The organism is Priestia sp. YIM B13551, assembly GCF_042787905.1.
GTDB lineage: Bacteria > Bacillota > Bacilli > Bacillales > Bacillaceae_H > Priestia.
This window is the reverse complement of record NZ_JBHZOX010000010.1, coordinates 19,373-41,893: the sequence shown is the minus strand read 5'-3', so window position 1 is coordinate 41,893 and position 22,521 is coordinate 19,373. Positions and strand designations below refer to the sequence as shown.

General features: G+C 35.5%; 22 protein-coding genes and 3 pseudogenes. 14 read left to right on the top strand and 11 right to left on the bottom strand.

The features are described 5' to 3' along the window. Positions 1-26: 26 nt before the first annotated feature. The 3 genes and pseudogenes from ACFX4N_RS27205 (at position 27) to ACFX4N_RS27195 (ending at position 2,929) form a co-directional block, all read left to right on the top strand. Positions 27-704, top strand: a complete 678-nt coding sequence (locus ACFX4N_RS27205) for a plasmid stabilization protein (RefSeq protein ID WP_377263412.1) — start codon at positions 27-29, stop codon at positions 702-704. A 137-nt stretch (positions 705-841) separates the two neighbouring features. Continuing rightward, positions 842-1,516 carry a hypothetical protein gene (locus ACFX4N_RS27200; protein WP_192101136.1) on the top strand — a complete coding sequence of 225 codons (675 nt, stop codon included), beginning with the start codon at positions 842-844 and terminating at the stop codon, positions 1,514-1,516. Positions 1,517-2,299: 783 nt separating this feature from the next. Next, positions 2,300-2,929, top strand: a pseudogene (locus tag ACFX4N_RS27195) (IS6 family transposase). A 226-nt stretch (positions 2,930-3,155) separates the two neighbouring features. Here ACFX4N_RS27195 and ACFX4N_RS27190 read toward each other — a convergent pair. Continuing rightward, positions 3,156-3,857 (bottom strand): MerR family transcriptional regulator, encoded by a 702-nt coding sequence (locus ACFX4N_RS27190; protein ID WP_192101137.1) that lies wholly within the window; start codon positions 3,855-3,857, stop codon positions 3,156-3,158. Positions 3,858-4,872: 1,015 nt separating this feature from the next. On the opposite strand from ACFX4N_RS27190, the gene ACFX4N_RS27185 reads away from it, so the two are divergent. Together ACFX4N_RS27185 and ACFX4N_RS27180 are read left to right on the top strand one after the other, a co-directional pair. After that, positions 4,873-5,100 (top strand): helix-turn-helix domain-containing protein, encoded by a 228-nt coding sequence (locus ACFX4N_RS27185; RefSeq protein WP_192101138.1) that lies wholly within the window; start codon positions 4,873-4,875, stop codon positions 5,098-5,100. A 458-nt stretch (positions 5,101-5,558) separates the two neighbouring features. Further along, on the top strand, positions 5,559-5,957 hold the full coding sequence (locus ACFX4N_RS27180; RefSeq protein ID WP_377263409.1) for an MEDS domain-containing protein: 399 nt from the start codon (positions 5,559-5,561) through the stop codon (positions 5,955-5,957). Between the two features lie 279 nt (positions 5,958-6,236). Here ACFX4N_RS27180 and ACFX4N_RS27175 read toward each other — a convergent pair whose 3' ends face one another. Genes ACFX4N_RS27175 through ACFX4N_RS27165 form a run of 3 tightly spaced genes read right to left on the bottom strand, consistent with a single transcriptional unit; the run spans position 6,237 to position 8,278 of the window. Beyond that, positions 6,237-6,932, bottom strand: coding sequence for a hypothetical protein (locus tag ACFX4N_RS27175; RefSeq protein WP_377263407.1), 696 nt, complete (start codon positions 6,930-6,932; stop codon positions 6,237-6,239). Next, on the bottom strand, positions 6,929-8,032 hold the full coding sequence (locus tag ACFX4N_RS27170; protein WP_377263405.1) for an FtsK/SpoIIIE domain-containing protein: 1,104 nt from the start codon (positions 8,030-8,032) through the stop codon (positions 6,929-6,931). Before ACFX4N_RS27170 ends, ACFX4N_RS27175 begins: the two co-directional genes overlap by 4 nt. Positions 8,033-8,074: 42 nt before the next feature. After that, entirely contained in the window at positions 8,075-8,278 is a 204-nt protein-coding gene (locus ACFX4N_RS27165) for a hypothetical protein (RefSeq protein ID WP_244659752.1), read from the bottom strand. Between the two features lie 622 nt (positions 8,279-8,900). Here ACFX4N_RS27165 and ACFX4N_RS27160 point away from each other — a divergent pair. The 3 genes from ACFX4N_RS27160 (at position 8,901) to ACFX4N_RS27150 (ending at position 10,194) form a co-directional block, all read left to right on the top strand. Beyond that, positions 8,901-9,176, top strand: a complete 276-nt coding sequence (locus ACFX4N_RS27160; RefSeq protein WP_098334915.1) for a GlsB/YeaQ/YmgE family stress response membrane protein — start codon at positions 8,901-8,903, stop codon at positions 9,174-9,176. Positions 9,177-9,207: 31 nt separating this feature from the next. Then, positions 9,208-9,333 (top strand): hypothetical protein, encoded by a 126-nt coding sequence (locus ACFX4N_RS27155; RefSeq protein WP_255257736.1) that lies wholly within the window; start codon positions 9,208-9,210, stop codon positions 9,331-9,333. Between the two features lie 381 nt (positions 9,334-9,714). After that, complete coding sequence (locus ACFX4N_RS27150) at positions 9,715-10,194, top strand: site-2 protease family protein (RefSeq protein ID WP_263036198.1); 480 nt, start codon at positions 9,715-9,717, stop codon at positions 10,192-10,194. Positions 10,195-10,866: 672 nt separating this feature from the next. On the opposite strand, the gene ACFX4N_RS27145 is transcribed toward ACFX4N_RS27150, so the two are convergent. After that, on the bottom strand, positions 10,867-11,325 hold the full coding sequence (locus ACFX4N_RS27145) for an SMI1/KNR4 family protein (protein ID WP_377263402.1): 459 nt from the start codon (positions 11,323-11,325) through the stop codon (positions 10,867-10,869). Positions 11,326-11,352: 27 nt separating this feature from the next. Continuing rightward, positions 11,353-11,529, bottom strand: a complete 177-nt coding sequence (locus ACFX4N_RS27140) for a DUF8096 family protein (protein WP_377263400.1) — start codon at positions 11,527-11,529, stop codon at positions 11,353-11,355. Positions 11,530-12,146: 617 nt separating this feature from the next. On the opposite strand from ACFX4N_RS27140, the gene spxA reads away from it, so the two are divergent. Continuing rightward, the gene (gene spxA / locus ACFX4N_RS27135; protein ID WP_377263398.1) at positions 12,147-12,548 is read left to right on the top strand and encodes a transcriptional regulator SpxA; all 402 of its coding nucleotides are present in this window, start codon (positions 12,147-12,149) and stop codon (positions 12,546-12,548) included. Positions 12,549-12,726: 178 nt separating this feature from the next. Here the strand turns inward: spxA and ACFX4N_RS31125 are convergent. The 4 genes and pseudogenes from ACFX4N_RS31125 to ACFX4N_RS27120 form a co-directional block, all read right to left on the bottom strand. Continuing rightward, positions 12,727-12,840: pseudogene (locus ACFX4N_RS31125) on the bottom strand (DUF8096 family protein); the annotation flags it as partial. Between the two features lie 154 nt (positions 12,841-12,994). Continuing rightward, the gene (gene map, locus ACFX4N_RS27130; protein WP_377263396.1) at positions 12,995-13,741 is read right to left on the bottom strand and encodes a type I methionyl aminopeptidase; all 747 of its coding nucleotides are present in this window, start codon (positions 13,739-13,741) and stop codon (positions 12,995-12,997) included. A gap of 439 nt (positions 13,742-14,180) precedes the next feature. Beyond that, complete coding sequence (locus ACFX4N_RS27125) at positions 14,181-14,750, bottom strand: dihydrofolate reductase family protein (protein ID WP_377263394.1); 570 nt, start codon at positions 14,748-14,750, stop codon at positions 14,181-14,183. A 22-nt stretch (positions 14,751-14,772) separates the two neighbouring features. After that, a pseudogene (locus ACFX4N_RS27120) lies at positions 14,773-15,672 on the bottom strand (macrolide family glycosyltransferase); the annotation flags it as partial. A 291-nt stretch (positions 15,673-15,963) separates the two neighbouring features. On the opposite strand from ACFX4N_RS27120, the gene ACFX4N_RS27115 reads away from it, so the two are divergent. Beyond that, positions 15,964-16,740, top strand: a complete 777-nt coding sequence (locus ACFX4N_RS27115) for a DUF4046 domain-containing protein (RefSeq protein WP_053488497.1) — start codon at positions 15,964-15,966, stop codon at positions 16,738-16,740. Positions 16,741-16,827: 87 nt separating this feature from the next. Here ACFX4N_RS27115 and ACFX4N_RS27110 read toward each other — a convergent pair whose 3' ends face one another. Next, positions 16,828-17,052, bottom strand: coding sequence for a YczF family membrane protein (locus tag ACFX4N_RS27110; RefSeq protein ID WP_377263436.1), 225 nt, complete (start codon positions 17,050-17,052; stop codon positions 16,828-16,830). Positions 17,053-17,184: 132 nt separating this feature from the next. Between ACFX4N_RS27110 and ACFX4N_RS27105 the strand changes: the two genes are divergently transcribed. The 4 genes from ACFX4N_RS27105 to ACFX4N_RS27090 all read left to right on the top strand — a co-directional run bounded on the left by ACFX4N_RS27105 (position 17,185) and on the right by ACFX4N_RS27090 (position 22,476). Next, positions 17,185-18,807 (top strand): spore germination protein, encoded by a 1,623-nt coding sequence (locus tag ACFX4N_RS27105; protein ID WP_377263392.1) that lies wholly within the window; start codon positions 17,185-17,187, stop codon positions 18,805-18,807. Next, positions 18,797-20,026 carry a Ger(x)C family spore germination protein gene (locus ACFX4N_RS27100; RefSeq protein ID WP_377263390.1) on the top strand — a complete coding sequence of 410 codons (1,230 nt, stop codon included), beginning with the start codon at positions 18,797-18,799 and terminating at the stop codon, positions 20,024-20,026. Before ACFX4N_RS27105 ends, ACFX4N_RS27100 begins: the two co-directional genes overlap by 11 nt. 21 nt (positions 20,027-20,047) lie before the next feature. Continuing rightward, entirely contained in the window at positions 20,048-21,157 is a 1,110-nt protein-coding gene (locus tag ACFX4N_RS27095) for a GerAB/ArcD/ProY family transporter (protein ID WP_377263388.1), read from the top strand. Between the two features lie 215 nt (positions 21,158-21,372). Further along, the gene (locus ACFX4N_RS27090; protein ID WP_377263386.1) at positions 21,373-22,476 is read left to right on the top strand and encodes a GerAB/ArcD/ProY family transporter; all 1,104 of its coding nucleotides are present in this window, start codon (positions 21,373-21,375) and stop codon (positions 22,474-22,476) included. Positions 22,477-22,521: the final 45 nt, after the last annotated feature.

Genomic DNA, 22,521 nt, shown 5'->3' with positions numbered 1-22,521 from the left:
ATAATTCTATGTAGGAGGAGATCACGATGCCACATAAAATGACCCTAACAGGATCTGCGACAGGACCATTACGAGAATACGACCGTTACGTTGCCTTTGATATGCGAGAAAAAGGTTCACCTTCTGCGCCTAAAGGTTTAAAGAAGAGTACGTTTATTTCGTATACCGTGTTTGTTGCGAAGAAAGCTTTTAATAAAACCGGACTGACAAAAAAGAGTATTATGCATGAAAAATTCTTAATTCAAGGGGAACCAACGTTAGATATTCCCCTTGACGAGTGCCCTGGGGAAATTGGTGTCATCTGCTTTCAGATTACCGTTCTCCCGAATAAAAACGATAAAGAAGCCAATGATTCAAAAGATAAGAAAGAAGCCAAACAAGAGGTTTCTAAGGCTCAACAAGAGGTTGTAGCTACCAAGCAGGAAGAAAAACAAGAGCCTGTAGCAAAAGAAGCGAAACCTGTACAGCCAGAAGTGAACGAAACACCTGTTCAAGAGAAAAAGGCTGCACCACAAAAGAAGCAGCAACCTATTCAGCCAAAAGGGACAAAGGATGTCGTGAGTTTTGATGACATTATCGTTCCTGAAGCCTTCTTAAAGACACGTCCAAACCCTGTGAAAACAGAAGAAGTCATTGAATTTGTGAAGCGCACAGGACACCTTGACAAGCCTTTAACGATTGTGAAAGGCTTGTCAAGGTTTTAAAGGATGGCTATCGTCGTTATATTGTGGCCAAAACCATGAAAATGGACAAAGTTCCTGTTGTCTATGAACATCAAAAATAAAGCATTTTTAGCTAATCATTGCTTGCTATGAATAAGAATGAAGGAGGCTAATGAGGGATGGGTTCACAAAAAGTACGGTTTGACGAGGAAGACATGAAGTGGTTCAATGCTTTTTATGAATCAAATGAATTTGCGGAGGCTTTAGCCATTGTATGGGGATATGGTTCGCATTTTTTAGATTCATTTGCTGTGCGCAATGTAGATAGACAGGTGGTAGAACGTTTTCATTTACTTGTCCGTAAAGCGCGACCCGTGCACTCTTATTTATGTACAGATAAGAAAAAACCGTATACACAATGGAAATGTAGCTTACATCATCAGCACCCTTTTGTATTAAAGATAAAAACAATGGGATGGATACCAATCCAACATGGTGATAAACCTTATCCTGTCGGTCAATTTGATGAAGAAACGTTTATTAAGACTTATAGTCAATTGCACCATAGCTTAGACACTTCTCGTAGCAAAGAAATCGAATATATACGCCCAAGACTCAGGTTTCATGGAACACAAGGTGTTTTAGAGAGAATTACAGTCTACCTTTCTCAAAGTATCGGTGTAAAAAAGAAAAAAGTTCAAAATCATCAAGGGACAGATAAAACAAAAACACTTCAATATACATCAAAGAAAGAAATTCCTCACATTCTTGAGTATATTGGTGCTACTGCATCCCTAGAAAAATATCATTCGCTACAATTAGGTTATGAAAAGACTATAAAAATAAATAAATAGAAGATTCTTTAACAATCCTCTTGTGCGCAGCAAGAGGATTGTTTACGTTGTGTTACTTATCATTTAATTTCACATAAAAGATAAACCATCACTCTTTAGTTGGCTCTGGTGCAAAAAAAATCAGGTAATTTGCAAGTAATCTCTTAAATTTGGATATACTGATGCTACTAAACTAAAAAGGACAAATTCTTCAACGGGAGAAGTCTGTCCAAAACCCAAAAGAATTCATTGATAAATTGTTTGGAGTAATTCACATTAAACCTTGCACATTTCTGAGTGTAAGTTCATCACAAGGCTAACTTTAAAATGAATATTGTATTTAATTCTACACATTCTTGAGTGTAAGTTTAACTTAAGGTGAACAACTTGCACAGAATCTTTCGCGCACAAAATACAAGATAGCGCATGTTGGTCGCTTTAATGGTGAAGTTGTACTTATTTTTACATTAAAAGAGTGCAAAATCATTATAATGCATGGCGTCCCTGGCGAAGCTACATAAAATTCTTCTTAACTCAAGTGTAGAATCGCCCAGTTTGGGTGAAAGAGGAGTTAGAGTCATTATTTAACGAAGCTGCTATAATTGGCAAGTTAAATAATGACTGAAGTAAACGAAGTGCGCTAGCTTCTTGTTTTTACAAAAGAATCGTTGGCTCTGGTGCAAAAAATCAAGTGATTTGCAAGTAATCTCTTAAATTTGGATATACTGATGCTACTAAACTAAAAAGATATGTATCAGTATGAAAACACCTGTAGAATTTAAGTAAAAACACTATCAACCTGAAATTATTTTGTTAACCGTGAGATGGTATCTACGGTATAGCCTCAGCTTTAGGGATTTGATTGAAATAATGGACGAACGAGGTTTATCTATGTCTTACACTACGATTATGCGTTGGGTTCATCAATATGAACCAGAATTAGATGAGCGAGTACGACACCGTCTTAGGACAACGAACGACTCTTGGAGAGTGGATGTATCTGTATCGAGCTGTTGATTCAGAAGGAGATACGATTGATTTTTATTTAAGTAAAACAAGAAATAAACAAGCAGCAAGCGCTTGTTTAAGAAAGCCTTGGCTTATTCATATGTTTCTAAACCATATGTGATCACTGTAGACAAGAATCCTGCTTATTCAATGGCTATCCAAGAGTTAAAAAAAGACAAACAAATGCCTGAAGGCATTCAACTAAGGAAAGTGAAATACCCCAACAATATTGTAGAGCAGGATCATCCCTTTATAAAAAAACGACTTCGTCCAATGCTTGGATTAAAGTCTTTACGAACGGCCAAACGAATTATTGCAGGAATAGAGGCTATGCACATGATTAAAAAAGGACAAACTCTCCAACGGGAGAAGCCTGTCCAAAATCCAAAAGAATTCATTGATAAATTGTTTGGAATAATTCAATAAATTATTGATTTAAAGAAAATTGACAGTATATGTTCTGTTAAGTACTTTTTACACCATAACCTATAAATTCACCATAGTTTTCTTAAACTCATCATTGTATGTTTTGCCTGCACGTTTATGTTGCATTTCGGACACATCCTCTCAAAAATAATTGTAAGGACTTAATTAAATGGTGTCCAGAAAACTATACTAACTCCAGGACGTTATAATGCTTATAAACCATATATTAATTAACATTTTCACCACTTTGAACATATTGAAGAACCTTCTTATCGATATATGATTCAATAAAATCCTGTCTTTCTCCTAATTTCTCGGTTTTCTGTAGACCTAGAAAACCACTTCGTGTAAATCTTTCACTTTCCGGTTTTTGATTCCACAATTCCACAGCTTCCTGCCGCGCTTGAAGCCTTATTTTCGCTTCAACCTCTCTCAACCTTTGCTGGTCTTGTTCAGACTTTTTAATATCTGGTAAGGTTCGCATTAATTGCTGAAGAGAAAGTATTTCTTTAGTATTGTTTTCAGATATCTGTTTTATTTGACTTTCAGTATGTTTAACAAATCTATCAAACAACTCAGCCATTGATTTTATTTTTTCTGTATTACCTTCTACTTGGTCTTGCAGTTCCTCTACCGATTCTTCTAAAAACGACTTAAGAGACTCATTTTTCTCAATCATTTCATCGGTCAATTGCTTGTTAAAATGCGCTTGAATCATTTTTAAAGAGTAGTCATTTTCTTCTTTTAAACGTTTTGCTTCTAGCAGATCATTTAGATCCTGCTGACTAAAGCGCCGATGACCGCCCTCGGTTCTACTACCCTGTAAGTTCATATATTTCATATATTTTCGCACATTGGATTGAGACCATCCTAAAATCTCTGCAACATCTTTTATTTGATAAGATAATTCTTCTTGTGTTTGCGACATAAATCAATCACTCCTTACCTTGTTCTACGCCAAGATTGCTATACTGGTTAACATTATATCAAATCTACCACTAAACTTTCTCGAAATTCTTCACAAAGTACTATCTAATTTCAAACAAACCTAGTTTTGAATATATAATTCTACACAAAAGAAGATATAACCTTTTGTAATCTGCAATTAATTGTGCACAATCTTGAGTGTGAATTCAACTTAAGTTAAACTACAAGGTGAATATTATATTTAATCTTGCATGTTCTCGAGTGTAAAATTAACTTTAGTTGAACTATAAGGATGATATTACATTTAAACTTATACATTCTCAAGTATAAGTTTAACTCGAGTTGAACAAATTGCACGTAAAGTTGTACGAACGAAGTGTAGTATATTGAATAGTAGTCTCCTTTATAGCGAAATTGCACTTTTTTTTGCATTTAAAAAGTGCAAAAACCTCGCAATAGATGGCGTCCTGAGCGAAGTTACATAAAATCCTTGTCAAACCAAGTGTAGAATTGCTCAGTTTTAGTATATAAGGAGCTAGAGTGACTGTTTAAGACAGATTCTATAGCTGGTAAGTTAAATAATGACTGAAATAAAATAGTGTGCTAAGCATTCCAAATACTTGATTCATAAATTGTTTAAATTAATTACATAAGTTATTTATTTAGAGAAAAGTGACATTTTATGGTCTACTACGTATTCTTTGCACCGAAATCAAAAAAAGAGCCTTGCTTCTATTCTTAGAATCTAGGCTCTTTTCTATTTAGATACGAATATCCATAACAAAGACCGCCCATTATGTATCAGTGTATAAGGCGGTCTTAACTGTATTCATGCTATATGTCTATTACAAAAATATCGACATTATTCTATATCTAATTAAATATTAAAATCTGGGCCTCTGCATTACTTTCTAGAGTATATGCTTAGTCCCTTGGCTATTATGCGCCAAAGTGAGCCAAAGTGAGTATATTTTTTAATAATATGGAGACCATGTTATTAAAAGGAGATGTTAATCATGTTCTGGTGGAAGAATCCAAAGCGCTCTAAATTCGGAAAGTGGCTAGATAATGAGGGTATTACACAAGTTGAATTTTCAGAAAAAAGCGAAGTGTCAAGAAGAACCCTTACAAGGCTTTGTAATGAAAAAGAGTACATACCTAGTCCACAGATTTTGAGAAAAATTATGAACGTTGTAAAGAAAGTAGACAGTAGTAAACACCCAAAAGATTTTTTTGATATTTGATATATAAGAAGTACAATTACTGTCTCTTTATCTATTATCCAGCTCAATCATATACAATAACCCTCTATTTTTTTAGAAATAGAAGGTCAGTAATTAGTGCCTGCTTGTCACTAGTCAATCCACAGAAGATTACATCTCTATTCTTAACCAAAATAAACAAAGTCTAAACTATCCATATGAAGATTTATCTTCATTTCTAGTTAACATAAAGTCTCTTTCCAGTACACATCAAAAAAAGAACCCCATGTGGCAAAATGGTTTCGCCTAGGGTTCTTTTACGAGTATACAACTTTTTATACATTCTTGATTTAACAAGACTTTTGTTTAAGACCGAGCTTAGAGAAATGTATATAAAACCTTATGCACGTGGTTAATTTTTGAATATTCAAATATTAACCACTATATTCTACCCACATAATCCACGTATAATAAGAAAGCGAGAAGAAAGAAGGGATTGTGTGTTGAAAAGTAAAATGAATCAGTTGTTTGCAGAACAAAAGAGTGTTCATATACTGTATTCTTATGACCAGCAAGAAACGTATATACAACAAGCTGTAAGTTATATTCAAGAGGGGATTTTTGCTGGAGATTGCATTCTTTTTATCGAAAATGACCGTTTTTATCCTTTTATTCATAACCATTTAAAAGCACTCTTGACTACAAATCAAATGAAAAAAATCCATCGTATAAACAACTTTGATTTCTATTATTTAAGTGGTAGTTATCACCCTCCTGCTATTCTTGCTTATTTTAATAAGAGCGTACAGCCCTACCTGGAAAATAAACTTTCTTTTCCATTAATTTGTGCATACAAAGGAAAAAGAATGCCAGAGTATCTCCAAACCATTCTAATGTAAACACACCCTTATGTTCTCATAGAAGGTGATTTAATTACCTCTGAACAATATCGGCCACTACCTAATGTAGAGTAAAAATAAAAACGCTTACGTAATTATACGAAGCGTTTTTTTATCTTTAAGGAACTGAAAGGATAAAAATTACTTTTTGTACGTTGAAAACATGGTAAAATGGACTCAATGGTTCCACTATAAAACCATTACTTATTCGTAGCGAAGAAGAGCCCTTTCAGTCCTTAACTAATTAAGGGCTTTTCTTATTTTGCGAATGTAATTGTCTTATGTTAAATGAATCTTGATGCCACTAGAAGAAGCTGAAGGCCTTGACCTGGCTTCTTTTGTTTGTTTGGAAGAACTTTTATACTTCTCCATTAATTCATGAATGCTGGCTATTTGTATAATGCGGATGTGTTCAGAATTAACAGCATAGCGAACGGGTGTAATCAAAATGATGGAAGGGAAAATGGCTAATCGGTTCTCTGGCTGCCAATGTAATGCCTGCCATTCATCCGAAAAGAAAAACTCTTCGTATAAGTTAATCTTCGCTTGCATTTTCTGTTCTGAATACTGATTTCGTTGTATTTCAATCCAAAAAGGAGATCCTTTAAAAATACAAAAGAGATCCGGTTCAATCCCTCCTTTTCGTCGGGTGGGCTTATCTTCGACAATGACCTGTTTAGGTGTGCTATACGTACACATTTGTTTATAGACATCCAAGATAGAAAGGAAATGTAATATTTTTTGAGAGTTCTTTTTAATTTTGGCATCTATAGGTAAGTAGACCGTAGGAGAATACTGCTGTGTACGTTCAATTAGCCCTAATCGATATAAACGTACCATCACGCTATTACATGCATTAATAGGCGATTTCAGCTGTTTAAAGAACAGCTCCACTAATGAGTCGCGATCTACAGCCCTAAATTGATTAATAAATCCTATGATGTCTTTATCACGCTGAGATAACCTAAAGCTCATCGCTGTTCCTCCTTCTCTAATAAACCAAAGATGGACTGTGGTACGACCTCTAGGTCAGGTTCAGGGTCTTTTATGCGTGTTTTATAAGGAGAAAGCATTTCCTTACAAGCTCCTTCATCTAAGAAATAAGCTTGAAACTCCTTGACCTCATCAATTTTAATTTTCATGCGCCCTCTGGCTGCAGCATCGATTTCTTCTGCCCCAAGTACGCCTGCCACCTTTGCATTCGTGGCATCAGCTTGCCTGCCAGAGATTCTTACTCGTAAGTTCGCCTTTAATGCTGAATTCAATAAATCGGCATCTGGACGCTGCATCGCGATAATCGTATGAACACCTAGGGCACGACCTTGACTTGCAAATTGTTGAATTATCTCCACAAGATCTGTTTCTCTCTTCACGATGGACATTTCATCAATTACCACAACGATCCGAGGCAGCTTAAAAGGAAGCCTGCTTATATGCGTCACGCCATGCTCTAACAATAAATCGCCTCTTCGATACATTTCAGCTCGTAATAACGCAAAAGGTTTTCTCATATCCTTGGCCTCAAAGCAAAGCGCATCCACATGCTCAATCCCATGAAACAGCCCCAAATCAGCTCGTTTCAGATCCACTAACACTAAGCGCAAGTCTTCAGGAGAGGTATATGTCACCCATGTGGTAAGAATCACACGCATGAGGCTGCTTTTTCCGGCTCCAATTTCGCCAGAAATCAATAAGGTTTCTAAATCGGCAAAATCCCATGAAACGGGGTTTCCATAGTTGTCTTGACCAATGCATACTGGAAGCTCCATTTTCTCAATATGAGGATGAATGATTTTATAATTATAATTGAGCATCTTAGGTAGGCTTTTGTGATGAACGGTAATACTAAAATTCTTTAAGCTGCCATTCACTTCAATATTGCTTCCTAATACTTGTCGTAAGGCCCATCTTTTTTTATTTAGAAGTTCAGGATCAATGCCATTTAGTAAGGAAAAAGCATACCGAGTGTATGTGTGCTGATGATCGATCCTGTGGATCTTTGGAAATTGATAGGAGGTATGATCCCCACGCTTTATGACCCGATAAATCTCTGCTGTACGAAACGCCTTAATCAACTGGCCACGCAATTTGAGTTTCTCAAACATCAACATTCCTCCTTAAAACATAAAGGTCGCAAAAAAGTAAATGAGGGCGCTATAAAAGGTGACAGGCAGGATAAACCGCATCACTTTCGCAAACTGATCAACTAGATCAATGACACCCCATCGTTCTAATATTCGTTCAATAATGGCAATTCCTAAGACAATGCCTCCTATGGTCAAAATAGTGGGGTCAAGCATGGCTAGTGGACTAAACGGCACAAAGGAATAAGCCTTGAAGGGACGAGGTTTTGTTGATGGTTTAGAGGATGGTTTATGGAATAAGTTTCGAAAAATAATATAATGAGTTTTTCTCATGTTGGTACCTACTTTCATTCTTTTTATTTTTTCGCCTTTCATGTCTCAGTTATTTCAGCTCAACACATCCGGTCGCCCCCTTCGCCTCTTCGGCTCAGCTCCCTTACAGGTTTCATGAAGAGCTTTACTAAACGTATATAACTTGTATTAATGCAGTAACATTACATAAATAGATACCGATTAATGAGTGAAGTAGTGATTCCTTAGATACTATGTAGCTACTTCAGTATGCTTGCCTGTCCAGTCGAAAAATAAAAAAGAACTCTTACTGCAGTAGGTAAGGGTTAGCTGATTATGTAAGAAGGAATGGTTTTTTATATGCTAGGGGTTGTCCTAATAGCTTATTCTTCTTATGAAATGGACGAGACATTTGATGTTGTCCAAGTGAACAAAAATAAAGGGCAAGCAAAACTACATGATCTTATGACATAAAGAGAAAAAACTTATAGAGGAAAAAAATAACAGGATTAATAAGTTTTAGCCGGGGGTAAAGTCAACTAACTATTTCAAAAGGAGAGAGTGATTTATGGAAATTCTATGGATGCTAATTGTAGGTGGAATTATCGGTTGGCTTGCCGGTTTAATTACAGGACGTAACGTTCCTGGAGGCATTATTGGTAATATTATTGCTGGTTTTATTGGTTCTTGGTTAGGTGGTCTGATCCTGGGAAGTTGGGGACCAGTTATTGGTGGTTTTGCCATCATTCCAGCCATTATTGGAGCAATCATTCTGGTGTTAATTGTAAGCTTTGTTCTAAGAAAGATGGGACAAAAAAATAATCATGGTCATCATGCGAAATAAACCGAAAAAAATTAAGTTGGAGTGATTAAAAATGGGAGAAGAAAGTAAGCCTGTGTTAGATGATTTTGTTGAAGATAATCAATTTGAATTAGAATCTTACCTTACTTATTTGTTTGATCAAATTAATCATGATAGCGAAGTTCTGTCAGAAACTTAATGAGAAACCAGATATTTCATTACAAAGAAAAAGATAAAAAAAATAATAAATCAGAATATAGCATAAGCGACCTTAGTAACTTTGGTTACGCTACATAGGGTCGTTTATTGTTATGGAGAACATTTAAAAATAAAATGAAGATATTCTTCTTTATAGGCAATGCTCAAAGATTATTAATACCTTTAACTACTGCTTTAGTAAAAACCGATTGGTCCTATCCTTTGATTGAAGCCTTTTCAGAGTGCCAAACGGATGATTGCAAATATGATAAAAAAAGGCAGACCCTCTGCTGAAAAAATTCTGTCCACTATCAAAAAGAATGTACTTATCTTAATAAGCTAGCCATTTATTAAAACATTTCATAATAAAGGAGATGGAAGTGTGTTTGGATTCAGTGATATGCCTAAATTTTTGTTTTCTTTCTTACTTGTACTACCACTTGTATCTCTTGTTCACCAATTAGGTCATTCTATCATGGCAATTTTTTTCGGAGGGAGAGTGGATTTTACCATTGGAAAAGGAAAAACGATTTTTAAATGGAAGAAAGTTAAAATAAAATCAGTTTACTTTTTGGATTCTTTTTGTGTATATGAAAAACTAAAATATGACAACCGATTTACCCATGCTTGTGTCTATGCTGGTGGTGCTATTGCTAATTTAGCTGCTATTTTCCTTATAAATGGTTTAGTTATGACTGACATCCTTTCAGCAAGTCTCTTTTCTTACCAGTTTGTCTATTTTTCTGTTTATTATATTGTCTTCTCGCTACTACCCATCAAATACACAGAAACAAATTCAAGCGATGGACGTGCTATTTATGATGCATTGAGATATGGAAAAATAACATGTAACCCTGATTAATAAAGCTGAAATAATGATGTGAAGCGATAGGTTTGCGAAGCTACATGGGATTCACTTTTACGTAATGAAGTAGATGATAAAAATAAAATCACTTTAAATAATATGGTTAATCCAGCAATTAGTGTTGATGTTGATAAATAATTGATATCAAAAAACCTTCTACTCCTGTCAGGTAGAAGGTCATTTGTGTGATTGAAATGTCATTGTATACCCTGCGAGAAAGGTAACACATTTATTCATTGCCAATAAAATTATTAAACAGAGTACATAGGAAAACCCTCTATCCTATAGATAGAAGGCAAGATAAAACATACTATAAACAAAGGTAGGTGACTTAGATAACTTTACATTTATTTTTATACCCAAAAGGAAAGAACTTAAACAGATAAAAAACCCTTCTACCCATAGAGAGTAGAAGGTCACATGGATCACATACTGTTAAAAAAAAGTTAGTTGATTATAGATTTTAACCCAAAAAATAAAATTCAAACATCTTACATAAAAAATATGTGGTTGGCCTAATAGCTTATCTTTTTCATGAAATGGACGAGACATAAGGACTAAAGTAGAATGTAATGAGGAAAAGGGAGAGCTTGGTGAATCAAATCATATGAAACTAATACAAAAGAACCGACAATTGAATGCCAGTTCCTTTGTATTGTATAAATGTAGTCATTCTTCATCTTCATAAATAAATAAGCCATTTACCAAGGTCTCAAAATCAGGAGCTAATTCAAAAATAAGCATGTCTGTTCCCCATTCTAAATCCATATAAATTATAGGAGGGTTATCTTTTGTATACCGATAGTCAAATGCAACCCACCAATGTCCCTCTCCACATAGTAAAACAATATCTTTTGGTAACTCCCATTCTTCTATATAATAATCACTGGATAAAATGCCTTCTTTCCCTATTCCATAAATCTCAGGGACATTTACATGATCGTCTGCCCAATTTGTTGGAACGGAGGTAGGGTAGTCACAATATTTTAAAGAGCCCCCATTCTGTATTTTACATAATTCAATATAGGATTTTGGTAACTTCACACCCAACTTCTTTTCTGCTTCGTTGACCATTTCTTCTGTTAATTTTTTTGATTGACTGTATCCATCATCCCAAATATCTCTCATTTCCCCAGCCCTTTCAATCAGTACCAACTAAATACTCTTTTTCATCCCACATTCGCGGCATTCACGTAAGAAAACGCCACCTTTTACGGAACTTTTGAAGTAAGCTGAGTTGCAGTTGTTGCATCTGCCACTGACCTTATCCGGAAATTCAGCGTAGTCATAAACTTTAGTAAGATCGATTTCTTGCTGCTGTTTCTCTTCCATGTCGATCACTCTTTTCTAATTGCCTTTTATTAGCTTACCACAAAAAGCGAAGGTGACATTATTTTATGTAAAACGAACATCAATTAGCTCACTTAACCTCATTTTATTTTTTAATTCGAATACTTCCTCGATAAAAACAAACAAATTCCCCAGGGAATCAACAGATTGGATGAATCCCTTTTCTGTAATACATTGTCCCTTTTTGTAGTATGTAAGATAAACTTGGCCTTTATTTTTACACACCTCACTATTAAAGATAAAGCTTAATTATCCTCCAATTTTACATCATTTCAATCTCCTTCTTTAACACACTTGCTGCGCTGTAAAAAGTGGAATTATATGTTTCATTTCCTTGTTATAAAATATAGAAGGTTAGTATCGTTCTTAATCATATATCTCAAATTCTCAGTCATATTAAGACCGGAAATTTATTAAACAGATGCACAAACTATGTTATAATGGTGATGGGAATAATACGTGAATTACCTAATGTGTTCAACGTAGCAAAAAGCCACTTGTAGTATACAAGTGGCTTTTACTTATTAGAAATCTATATACTTTTATTTACATTGATTAATTAAAGATAGAAAAAAATACATATAGACGAGGTGTAAAAAATGATTAATCTATATACGACAACCAGCTGCTTTTCTTGCCGAAAAGCAAAGGCTTGGCTTGAGGAACATCAAATTGATTATATTGAGAGAAATCTATCGTATGAACCTATTACAGAAGATGAAATTAAAAATATTCTTAGTATGACAGAAAAGGGTACAGATGAAATTATTTCTACAAGGTCAAAGATTCCTCAAAAGTTAAATATAGAGATTGATGCACTGTCGTTACAGGGTCTGTATGATTTGATAAAGAGCCATCCTTTTATACTTAAACGCCCTATTATCATACAAGATCGTAAAATACTGCAAATCGGATATAAAGAAGAAGAGATAAGAGCTTTTATTCCTCGGAAACTTCGTACTTTCACGATGACAGAACAGGCAGTAGTAGGTGATCATTAGAGGGTAATGGAATAGCGATCAACGGATGCCTTAACTTCTAAAGTAGATTGTAATAAAAGGCATCGGCAGTGTAGTAAGGTATATATTTCAGATTCTAAAAATGAGTAAACACAACTACACCTACATAAAAAGGAGAAGGGTAAAAACCCTCCTCCTTTTACTATATAATCCTCTATACTTAGATACTCTTCTTCATGCCGCATTCCCGACATTCGCGTAAGAAAATACCACCTTTTACAGAACTTTTGAAGTAAGATGAATTGCAGTTGTCGCATCTGCCACTGACCTTATTATCAAGACCCAAATCGAAAAAAAACATAGAAAATAAAGGTTAATACATATTGTACATGACTAATATGTATTAACCTTTTAATCTTTGCTCAACAAACACGCCCGTTTGATGAACTTCCTTAAACATCTATGGGCCTAACATCTGAAAACAATATCTAAGCTATCGTTGTAATTATCGGTTGATCCCTTGTAATAATTATTGTGTGCTCATATTGTGCACAAAGACTATTATCGGGCACACATAAAGTCCACCCATCCGAACTTTCAACTGTATACTCTGCTCCAGTTGATAAAAAAGGCTCAACAGTAATAACCATACCTTCTTTCAATACCCGTTTATCATGCTTGTCATAGATAGGTAAAATATCTTCAGGTGCCTCATGTAAAGACCTTCCAATGCCGTGACTGCAAAGATCCGTAATTACCTTGTAACCACCTTTTCGGGCTTCATTTTGAATAATTCTTCCGATTTCATTCAATCTCACCCCATGTTTAAGTGAAGAAATAACTTTCATCATGGTATTGTGTGTGTATTGACAGAGACGTGTTACAGAAGGGTTATATAAAGGGATCTGAAAGGAATGACCTGCATCGGCAAAGTAGCCATTTAACTCAGCAGAGACATCAATATTTATTAGGTCACCTTCTTGAATCTTCCGATTCCCCGGTACTCCGTGAGCAACTTCATGGTTAATGCTAATGCATGTGTTACCGGGGAAATTGTAGGTTATCTTTGGTGCAGAGACCGCACCATATCTTCTTAAAAAACGTCCCCCGATTTCATCCAATTCTTTGGTCGTCATTCCGGCGCGTGTCTGATTTTTCATTTCACTTATTGTTAAAGCAACGATTTTGCCGATTTCCTTAAGCCCATTAATATCATCCTTACCTTCAACTGTCATATATGAACCCTCCAATTTTTTGATGTTTTCATTTTACTCAAAGTAATGTTTCCGATTCTCCATAAACTGGTCCGATTGCTTAATATCACTTATTACAAAGTTACAAAACTCATACCACTCACCCCCTTAATCATGTTAACGCTCGATCTGAAGACCTCATCACGCCTCCATTTGCAACAAACTTAAGTTCCTTTATAATATATACATATTAAACTATATGTGTAGTATCTAAATAACGAGTCTACTATTTATAAGAAAAGAGGGTATATGCTCGTATATTGAACATAATACCCTCTTATTAGTTTAGTCTATTTAATGTTTATCTGGATATTCGGCATAATCATATACTTTAGTGAGATCTATTTCTTGCTCCTTTATTTCTTCCAGGTTAATCAATCTTTTCTGTTTACTCTTATTAAAAAAGCTTTCTTGAATTTCATTAATTATCATTAAGGCGATAGCACAGCTGGATAACGCCAGAAGAAAATGTTTTCGTATTAACCAGTTTAAGGTTTAACCTTTGTTTTATGTCAATAAATAAAGGTTTTCCACTTCCCAAAACAACAGGATGAACCGATAATCTAAATTCATCTACAAGCCCTAAATTTATAAAATTTGTAATAAGACTTGCCCCACCATATAACCAGATATCTTTTCCAGGCTTTTTCTTTAATTTATTTACTTCTTCCAAAATATTATCATTTATATATATTGCTTTATGATCAGTCCTTTTTTGTGTCCTAGAAAAAACATACTTTTCTTTGCTGTGAACTAATTCCCACATTTCTTTTTCGGTATCAGAATCTCCAGTTTCCGGAGTGTATCCCCCCCATAAATCGTAGCTTTTTCTTCCATATAAAATAGTATCAATTTGATTCAAGAAATGAGTAAACCCCATATCAGAGTCCATGACACACCAATCAATTTCTCCGTTTGGCCCTTCAATAAATCCATCTAAAGTAACTGCTAAATCTAAAATTATTCTTCTAGGTCTTATGTTATTGGACATAAAATCTCCACCCTTACATGTTCTATATTTGAATATTGTATTGTCTTTTAAATGTGAAAATCTCATCTACAGCCTGCTGATATCCCCCTGATTTTTGAAAAGATTCTCTTATATCTGTTAGAGCTTTATGAAAGGAGGGATGTCCTAACACATAATCCACGGTTTTACATAGGTGACTTACAGTCAACCCTTGCATTTGTAACTTAATGCCGGCTCCAAGACTCTCAACTTGTTGAGCAATTACCGGCTGATCTGCGCTTTGTGGGATTACAATGAGTGGAATCCCATAATAGAGACCTTCATTGGTGCTATTCATTCCGCCATGTGTGATAAATAATTTCGTGTACTTTAGCACTTCAGTTTGTGGAACGTAATTTTTTACAATAAAGTTTTTAGGAATCTTCCCTAAATCAGATAGTTGAGTTTTTCCACCAATAGACATAACAACGGTATAGTCAGTGTTCTCAAAAGCCTTAAAGCAACATTTATAGAAATCAATTTCCTGATTAAAAACAGTACCTAATGAAATGTAAATGACACTTTTTCCTTTTAATACAGAAAAGTCGAAGCTTCCTTGTGTTTCCATTGCAGGAATGGATGGTCCTACAAATTTGTACGTTTGATCAAATGTTTCTCGAAAAGGTTGAAACTCCCTAGTTGTATATACAATGGTAAGTGGGGCAGGATTACAAAAAACTTCATAAGGAGAAGTGATTGCAACCCCATATTTTTCTTTAATCTTTCTTGTTAGGCTTTGAAACTCACTATTTATCCTGTTAGCATGTTCTGGTGGAATATTTTGCGAAAGATGTTCTAACATTCTTTTAAATGATAGTTCATTTTGAGCAAAAGATGTACAAGAATTAATTGCAGGGAGCTTTAGAATTTGGGAAAGTAAATGTCCACAACCAAACATCGAATTCAAAGTAGAAAACGATTACATTTTTGTTTTAAACACAAAAAAATCGTAGCTTAGAAAGGATGGCGGACTTGTTGGAGTTTGGTTTCAAGAACCAATATGCACGCGTATATTATTTTTCCTTTATCAATTCCCCTATCCCTATTTACATAATGAAAAGAAAAGCTACTGATAAAGGATCAGTAGCTTTTCTTTTCATTATGTATCTTATCAGATTCAGCTCCATCTGTATATAAATCCCATTATTATACATAATAATAAACAAATATACTTTCTTAAAAGGGGCTTTCGATAGTGAATAGAGAACAAGTCATTGATATTTATCAAGATGTTCTAGAAAAGAAAAGAAAACGTTTTCCTAACTATTTCTTTGTAGGTAATGAAGGAAAAAAATATATGCGCTATATGACATGCTATCTACTTGAGCAACGATTATCGATTCCTATTCACGAGATTCCTCTACAGGTAACGGCAGGCACTTTATGGTCTAACCGTCTTAAACCACCTGCTATGCTTTATGAATGGAATTATTACGAAGTCATTGATAACGCTTATCCAGGAAGATTTAAAGCTTGGCAGTTTCAACAAGTTCCTGATAAATATTGGGATGGAGACGAAGGAAAAAAACGAGCTATTGAAGCAGTAAAGTACGTAATAGAGGAAAAACTAAAAATCCCTCTTAAAGAGATTCCTATTCAGGTTAATATTCACTTTTTTAGTCAACATAGTCTGAGAGGTGTCTTTTCCCTGTTCGGCCAATCCCCTTTTCAAGTAGTAGAGGCTGTTTATCCTGGAGTCTTTAAACCTTGGCAATTTGCTCATGTTCCCATGAATTGTTGGAAAAATGAAGAATACGTTCGGGAGGCAATGGTCGATTTTTTATTCAGACAGCTTCATTTCTCTTCTTATGAGGAAGCTTTTCTCAAATTAAAAGGAAGTCATTTCACCGATTTTCAGTTAACTGGTCTCTTTCAAATGGCGTTTGATTCCAGAATGAACAATGTGAAGGAGTGGATAAAAAACCAATTAATGAATATAGACAATGAATTATCTTATGTGAATCTTGATTAATAAAAGAACCAATTGAAACGAATAGCCTGAACTACATCTCTATTATTTCCATTTCCTTTTTTCAAAAAGCGATTTATAAGTATGCAGTTACTTGCTTTGATTCCTCTTCTTTATAAAAAGATACGCAGATTCAGTAAAAAAAAGAAAAAGAAGAAAAAAGAGCACAAATAATTCGGTAACTTCCATTACTCGAAAAGGACTCACGGCGTTGTACAACGCCTGAGAAACATCAAATCCTTGAAGAATATCAATGCCTAAAGAAAATCCCATTAAGCATCCCATCATTAAAAGGCTAATACCTATGATTTTCATATCAATCACGCTCCATTTAATAGGTTTTTCTTTTTCTTCTATGATGATACATAAATATTTATTGTTAATTTTTACATAAAAAATTTCTATATGGTTAAATTAATAAAAATTTAAAGAAGGGTGCTTAAATCTATGCCTTCGTTTTTTAAAGATCGCAAACCAAAAAAGAAACGATCACAGGGTGAAGAGAATCAAACTCCTGATCATCAAATAGAACGGATACAAGTTTCATTATCAGACAACCTTAACATGATTAAGCGAAAGACTGGAAATAGTTCAGATGTTGTTATTCGTGAGATAAAAATGGGAGGGGCTTCTGACATTAAAACGGCGATTGTCTATATAGAGGGAATTGTAGACAATCAGTCAATTCAAGAGTATCTACTGCAATCCATGATGAAGGATGATCATAAAGAAGAAATAAATCAGCACAATGCGATAGACCTCCTTTCTAAAGATATAATGACAATTGGAAACATATCCTCCATCACTAACTTGGATGATTTATTTGCATCTTTAATGGCAGGAGATACTCTTATCCTAGTGGATGGAGTAAAACAAGCACTGAGTGCTAGCACCAAAGGTGGAGAAAAACGTTCCATTGTGGAATCCACTACCCAAATGGTAGTGAGAGGGCCAAAAGGAGCATTTACCGAGTCTCTTTGGACCAATACAGCTATGGTACGCCGTATCATTAAGACCCCCGATTTATGGATGGAGTCGTTAAAAATTGGACGTGTAACAAAGACAGATGTGACGCTTATGTACATACATGGCATTGCCAATGACAAAGTCGTTAAAGAAGTTCGTCAGCGATTACATCGAATTGATATCGATAGCATTTTGGAATCAGGTTATATTGAACAACTAATAGAGGATCAAACATTCACCCCTTTTCCAACTATGTACAACACGGAAAGACCTGATGTTGTAGCTGGAAACCTGTTAGAGGGACGAATTGCTATATTTGTGGATGGAACCCCTTTTGTACTGATTGCGCCAGCTATATTTATGCAATTTTTCCAATCGGCTGAAGATTATTATGCCCGGTTCGACATTGCCACCTCGATTCGTCTTTTGCGTATTTTTATGTTTATGATTTCTTTAATTGCACCTGCTACTTATGTCGCCGTTACAACTTTCCACCAGGAAATGGTGCCAACAACGCTCATTGTAGCTATTGCGGCACAGAGGGAAGCCGTTCCTTTTCCCGCATTTGTGGAAGCCGTCCTTATGGAGATAACCTTTGAAATCTTACGAGAAGCAGGGATACGCTTACCTAAAGCTATTGGTTCAGCAGTATCCATTGTCGGGGCCCTTGTAATTGGTCAAGCAGCCGTTCAAGCAAGTATTGTGTCACCAGCAATGGTTATCATTGTATCAATCACAGCCATTGCTAGTTTTGCCACGCCTTCTTTTGATATGGCAATTTCAGCTCGTTTAATTCGTTTTTTGTTTATGATTGGCGCAGCAACATTTGGTTTCTACGGAATTATTCTGTGCCTTTTGATGATGGTTGTCCATCTATGTAGCTTGCGTTCATTTGGAGTACCCTATATGGCCCCATTTGCTCCCTTCATCCCTGTAAACAATGGAGATACCGTTATAAGATTACCGTGGTGGACACTGAGACAAAGACCGCGATTAATTACTGCTAACACGGTTCGAGAAGGATCAAATCAAAACCCGCACCCCCCTGCATCTCGTGGTATGGTGAATCGCGATTTTGAAGAAGGTGACAACAATGAAGCGTAAAGGAGTTTTTCTTTTATTGATGATGACAATGACGTTCTTGCTCACAAGTTGTTGGAGTAAAAAGGAGTTAACTGACCTTGCCATCGTGGCAGCTCTGGGCGTCGATAAAACAAAAGATGGAAGATATCACATAACGCTCCAAATTATTAATCCAGGGAATGTGGCAGGAGGTATGCAAGGAGGTGGTGGTGGTACCCAGAGCCCTCCTATTACCATTTATTCAGCTTCAGGAGACAATGTAGTTGAAGCAAGTAGACGGGCTTCGGGCAGAATTTCTCGACGATTGTATTATGCTCATACAAACTTGGTCGTGGTTGGTGAAAAACTGGCCAAAGAAGAAGGAATTAATACATTAGTGGATGCGTTTGATCGAGATCCAGAATTTCGAAATACTTCCACCCTCGTGATTGCCAACCATTCGTCCGCAGCTGATCTTGTGAAAACGTTAACGCCAGTTGATAAGATTCCAGCGAATAAAGTACTAAAAACCTTAGAATTTACGGAAAGAAAATGGGGAGAGAATGTAAAAACATCGCTTCAAGAGGTGATGAAGAGCCTTGAATCTCCCGGAAGAGGAACTGTCGTATCAGGCTTTCGTCTAGATGGGAATCCCCAGCAAGCACAAAAGCTGGATAACCTTCAAGAAAGTGCACCTGGAGCGACGCTTCGAGCTTCGGGAATTGCTGTCTTAAAACAGGGAAAACTAGTAGATTGGCTGTATGGAAAACCAGCAAGAGGAACGGTATGGATTCTCGACAAAATCCAAGGAACGGATATTAATATTGATTGGAAAGGAAGAAAAGAAGCAATTGCTTATCAAACTGTACGACAAAAAACAAGTGTGTCTGCTCAAGTGAAGAATGGGCAACCTCATATTTCTGTTCATACACGTGTTGAAGGAGATATCGGTGACATGGAGGTACCTGTTGATATCACCAATCCAAAGGTCATTACAGAAATCGAACAATCCGTGAGGAAAGAAATTAAAAAAGAGCTAAAGACAGCTATTGAACGTGCGCAAAAAAACAAAACGGATATCTTTGGGTTTGGCGAAGTGGTTCACCGTACTAGACCAAATCAATTTAAGAAATTAAAAATGGAATGGAATGATGTGTACTTTCCGAAGTTAGATGTAGATATTACAGTGGAAGCCTATGTACGTCGCGCTGGCTTACGAAACAAGTCATTTCTTTCAGGAATAAAAGAGAATCAAAAGTAAGAAAAAGGAGGTGCCAGTTAAATGGAGAAAGCAAAAATTAGTGCCAGTCAGCTCTTTATTTTAATGGTCCTGTTTGAGCTGGGGAGTGCTTTACTGGTACCTCTTGCCATCAGAGCCAAACAGGATGCATGGCTTGCGATTCTGCTGGGCATGCTAGGCAGTTTTGTTTTATTTTTAGTCTATCATAAGCTGTATACGTATTACCCCAACCTCTTACCCACAGAATATATGCAAAAAATCTTAGGTAAAGTGATGGGTACCGTACTGGCTTTTGTTTACATTCTTTATTTTATGTATGATGCCTCAAGGGTTCTACGTGATTTTGGTGAAATGCTGTTAACTTTTGCCTATCCGGACACGCCTTTATTCATCGCGAATGCATTATTAATGCTTGTCATTATTTACACAATTAGAAAAGGAATTGAGGTTATAGCTCGATCAGGAGAACTGCTGTTTATTTTTATGTATGTTCTTGCGGTTGCTGGCTTTATCTTAATTGTTTCTTCTGGTTTAATTGATTTCAAGAATTTACAACCTGTTTTGGAAGAAGGAATATTACCAACGGTAAAGGTTGCAGTGTCTGAAACTTTATATTTTCCGTTTACCGAAGCTATCGTATTTACGATGATTTTACCTTATTTAAATAACCCTAAGAAGGCAAAGGTGACCATGCTATGTGCAACGGGATTAAGTGGAATCAATTTGGTTATTACGATGCTCATCAATATTAGTGTGCTTGGCGTTAACCTGACTGCACGTTCGCAATTTCCTCTTCTTAGTACAGTAGCAAGCATCCAAGTAGCTGATTTTCTAGAACGACTGGATGTATTTTTTATGCTTGCTATGGTGATTGGGATTTTTTTTAAAATTACCGTATTATTTTATGCGGCCACCATAGGGACAGCTAACTTATTTAAAGTTAAATCACCTTCAAGGCTATCGTATCCTTTAGGTATCGTTATTCTATTTTTATCTATCACAATCGCGAGTAATTTCCAAGAACACCTTCATGAAGGATTACATGTAGCCAAAGTTGTTCTACATATTCCTCTGTTCACAATAATTCCTCCTATCCTTCTTTTTGTAGCTTTCATAAAAAACAAGAAGAAGCATCAGGGTAAACACATTTGATGAACTAATTTTCATATAGAACATTTTCGTTATCATTATATTCCTTAGTAAGGTACTTACCAGTAGAAAGAATCTTTTTAGTCTAGAGTTAACCTTAAAGCAATCTACTATCTACTACATAATGTTCAAAAATAGCAAGTGATGAAAACGTTAAAAAACGATTCAAGAAGACAAAAGGTTGCTTTAAATAAAAACAAAAAGGAGGTTCCAATTGCATGGAGAAAGCTAAAATTAGTTCTAGTCAGCTCCTTATCTTAATGGTCTTATTCGAACTGGGTAGTGCTTTATTGGTACCTCTTGCAATCGATGCAAACCAGGACGCTTGGCTTGCAATTCTTCTTGGAATGGTATTCAGTTTCGTTCTATTGTTAATCTACCACAAGCTTTATACCTATTATCCTGACCTTTTGCCTACAGAATATATCCAAAAGATCTTAGGTAAAGTATTAGGTACCGTACTGGCTTTTGTTTACATTCTTTATTTTATGTATAATGCCTCAAGGGTTCTACGCGATTTTGGTGAGATGCTGTTAACCTTTGCCTATCCGGACACACCTTTATTCATCGCGAATGCATTATTAATGCTTGTCATTATTTATACCATTAGAAAAGGAATTGAGGTCATAGCTCGATCAGGAGAATTGCTTTTTATTTTTATGTATGTTCTTGCGGTTGCTGGTTTTATCTTAATTGTATCTTCTGGATTAATCGAGATAAAAAATTTACAACCTATTTTGGAAGAAGGTTTATTCCCTGTCCTAAAAGTGGTATTTACTCAAACGTTGTATTTTCCATTTACAGAAGTCATTGTATTTACGATGATTTTACCCTATTTAGACAACCCCAAGAAAGCAAAGGTAACTATGTTATGCGCAACAGGATTAAGTGGAATCAATTTAATTATTACCATGCTCTGTGTACTCGGGGTTGATTTAACTGCACGTTCCCAATACCCACTTCTTAGTACAATTGAGAGCATCCAAGTAGCTAATTTTTTAGAACGTCTTGATGTATTTTTTATGCTCGCATTAATCATCACGATTTTCTTTAAAATTTGTGTGTTATTTTATGCAGCTGTCGTAGGAACTGCTAGTTTATTCAAGGTTAAATCACCTTCACGGTTATCGTATCCTTTAGGGCTAATCATTCTCTTTTTATCTATTACCATTGCGAGTAACCTTCAAGAACATAACTATGAAGGACTGAAGATGGCAATGTTCACTATACACATTCCTCTTCTTGGGATTATTCCTCCTTTGCTTCTTCTTGTAGCTTTCTTTAAAAACAGGAAGAAGCATGAGGAAAACACATTTAACTAGCTAATTTTCATATGTAATATTGTCATTCTTGTTAAGCTCCCCAGT